This is a genomic window from Limimaricola litoreus, from assembly GCF_024159025.1.
Lineage (GTDB): Bacteria > Pseudomonadota > Alphaproteobacteria > Rhodobacterales > Rhodobacteraceae > Limimaricola > Limimaricola litoreus.
This window is the reverse complement of record NZ_JAMYXC010000198.1, coordinates 1-3,044: the sequence shown is the minus strand read 5'-3', so window position 1 is coordinate 3,044 and position 3,044 is coordinate 1. Positions and strand designations below refer to the sequence as shown.

Genomic DNA, 3,044 nt, shown 5'->3' with positions numbered 1-3,044 from the left:
GCGCCGGCCCAGCGACGTGGCATTGCGCGCGCCGACCTGGGCCAGCATGGGCCTGCGCAACAGCGCCGCGCGCCCGCGCAGCCACCACAGCGGCGGCGCATCGGTGAGGGCCGCGAGATCGGCGGGGTAGAGCGGATCGCCATGCAGCAGGAGCCGCGCGCCCGCCGCCTCCGCGGCCCGCATCTCGGCGCGCGCCGCCTGCGGCGTGCAGGCTTCGTAATCGGAGATCCCCGCCGCCCGGGCGATATCGGGCAGCGCGTCGAGCGCGGCGCGGGCCGAGCCATGCTCGGCCATCAGCCGCCAGTAGGTGGCGATGCCGACCCGGCGCGAGCGCAACAGGCGCAGGCGGGACAGCGTATCCTCTTCCGTGGTGGGTGGGAGTGGGGGGTGAGCGGAAGAAGTCGGGTTCTGGGCCATCCGCGCCTCGCCTGTTGCCCGACCAGAACTAGGGCGACTCGGTTAACAGCGCGTAAACCGAAAAACCGATCAGCTCCCCGATCCGCCCACCGTCAGCCCGCCGATCATCAGCGAGGGCTGGCCCACGCCGACGGGCACCCATTGCCCGGCCTTGCCGCAATTGCCGATGCCCGGATCGAGGGCGAGATCGTTGCCGATGGCGCGGATCTTCTGCAGGGCCGTCGCGCCGTCGCCGATCAGCGTCGCGCCCTTGACCGGCGCGCCGATCAGGCCGTTCTTCACGCGGTAGGCCTCGGTGCAGGAGAAGACGAACTTGCCGGAGGTGATGTCGACCTGACCGCCGCCGAAGCCCACGGCCCAGATGCCGTCCTCGAGATCGGCGACCATGCTCGCCGGATCATCGTTGCCCGCGAGCATGTATGTGTTGGTCATCCGCGGCATCGGCGCATGGGCAAAGCTCTCGCGCCGGCCGTTGCCGGTGGGCGCCACGCCCATCAGCCGCGCGTTCTGCCGGTCCTGCATGTAGCCCACGAGCCTGCCGTCCTCGATCAGCGTGGTGCGGTTCGACGGCGTGCCCTCGTCGTCGAAGGTGAGCGAGCCACGCCGGTCGGGGATCGTGCCGTCGTCGAGCACGGTGACGCCCTTCGCCGCGACCTGGGCGCCCATCAGCCCGGAGAAGGCCGAAGACCCCTTGCGATTGAAATCGCCCTCCAGCCCGTGGCCCACCGCCTCGTGCAGCAGGATGCCGGGCCAGCCCGGCCCGAGCACCACGTCCATGACGCCCGCGGGCGCGGATTCGGCCTCGAGATTGACCAGCGCGATGCGCAGCGCCTCGCGCGCCACCGGCTCCCAGTGGTCGCGCGCCATCAGACCGTCGAGCCCGAAGCGCCCGCCGCCGCCCATGTGGCCGCTTTCGCGCCGGCCGTCCTTTTCGACGATCACGCCGATCGAAATCCGCGCCATGGGGCGGATGTCGGTATAGAGCGCATCCTCGGGCCGCAGGATCGCCACCTCCTGGTGCGAGGCGGCGAGGCTCGCGGTGACCTGCACGACCTTCGGGTCGAGCGCGCGGGCGAAGGCGTCGATCTCGCGCAGGAGGTCCACCTTCACCCCGAAGGCCGCCCCGGCGATCGGGTCGGCATCGGTATAAAGGTGGCGGTTGGTGCGCGCGGGCGCATCGGCGAGGCTGCCGCCGCCATCGCCCACGGCGAGCCGGGCGGTCGCCACGGCGCGCGCAAGCGCGTGTTCGTCGATCTGGGTGGAATGGGCATAGCCCGAGGTCTCGCCGCGCACGGCGCGCAGGCCGAAGCCCTCGGCCGCGTCGAAATTGGCATGTTTGAGACGACCGTCGTCGAAGCCCAGCACCTCCGAGCGCCGCCGTTCGAGAAACAGCTCGCCGTCATCGGCGCCCGCCACCGCCTCGCGCAGCAGCCGCAGTGCTGAGGCGCGGTCGAGATGGGTGGCGAAGGGATCGAAGGCGGGCTCGGCCTGTCGTGCGGTCATGGGCGTCCTCGTCGGGTGAAGCGGAATGCAAGAGGCGGAGGGCAGGTAGGGCGGGCGTCCGTTTGCCGCAACCCGACAGCTTGTTCTGCGCGGCAGTTTATGGGAATAGACCCGCGGACGACAGGGGATTCCGCCCAAGCGGGGGCCTCGGGGCGCCGACTTACGCCACACACGCAAGGTAGAGACATGCACCTCACAAAGCCCCTCGCCGTGCTCGGGACCCTCACCGCCACACTGACGGCGGGCATGGTCTCGGCACAGGAGCAGATCGCCGAACTGCCGATCATCGGCCGTCCGGTCGACGGGGCCGTGGGCTGGCAGCCCGCCGCGACCAAGCTGGCGCGCGACATCCACTGGCTCGACGGCATGCTGCTCGTCATCATCACCGCGATCACGCTCCTCGTCACCGGCCTCCTGGCCTTCGTGATCCTGCGCTACAACAAGAAGGCCAATCCCAAGCCGGCGGTGTTCACCCACAATTCGCCGCTCGAGATCGCCTGGACCATCGTGCCGATCGTCATCCTGATCTTCATCGGCGCCTTCTCCCTGCCGGTGCTCTTCGACCAGCAGGAGATCCCCGAGGGTGACGTGCACATCAAGGTCACCGGCTTCCAGTGGTACTGGGGCTATGAATATGTCGACGAGGACGTGGCCTTCGAAAGCTTCATGATCGGCGCGGGCATGGGCAACCTCAACGAGGAGATCCTGGCCGAGCTGAACGAAGCGGGCTACGGCGCCGACGAGTTCAAGCTGGCGACCGACACCTCCGTCGTGGTCCCCGTGGGCGCCACCGTGGTGATGGATGTCACCGGCGCCGACGTGATCCACTCCTGGACCATCCCCGCCTTCGGCGTGAAGCAGGACGCGGTGCCGGGCCGGATCGCCCAGCTGTGGTTCGAGGCCGAGCAGGAAGGCGTCTATTTCGGCCAGTGCTCGGAGCTGTGCGGCAAGGACCACGCCTACATGCCGATCACCGTCAAGGTGGTGAGCCCCGAGGCCTACGAGCAGTGGCTCGCGGGCGCCAAGGAAGAGTTCCCGGCCTGAGCCGGAGCATGACCGACAGGGCCGGGCGCGAGCGCGCCCGCCCGACGGGGCGGCCCAGCCGCCGCCCGACATGACGACCG

General features: G+C 69.8%; 3 protein-coding genes. 1 reads left to right on the top strand and 2 read right to left on the bottom strand.

Going from position 1 to position 3,044, the window contains the following annotated elements; genetic code table 11:
- Both NHG85_RS12925 and tldD read right to left on the bottom strand, forming a co-directional pair.
- A partial coding sequence (locus NHG85_RS12925) for a DNA-processing protein DprA (RefSeq protein WP_253332994.1) occupies nucleotides 1-417 on the bottom strand: 417 nt, incomplete at its 3' end.
- 69 nt (nucleotides 418-486) lie between these two features.
- Nucleotides 487-1,920: a metalloprotease TldD gene (gene tldD, locus NHG85_RS12920; RefSeq protein WP_253332992.1), complete on the bottom strand. Its 1,434-nt coding sequence runs from the start codon at nucleotides 1,918-1,920 to the stop codon at nucleotides 487-489.
- 186 nt (nucleotides 1,921-2,106) lie between these two features.
- Here tldD and coxB point away from each other — a divergent pair, with 186 nt between their 5' ends.
- Nucleotides 2,107-2,964, top strand: coding sequence for a cytochrome c oxidase subunit II (gene coxB / locus NHG85_RS12915; protein WP_370363023.1), 858 nt, complete (start codon nucleotides 2,107-2,109; stop codon nucleotides 2,962-2,964).
- Nucleotides 2,965-3,044 lie beyond the last annotated feature (80 nt).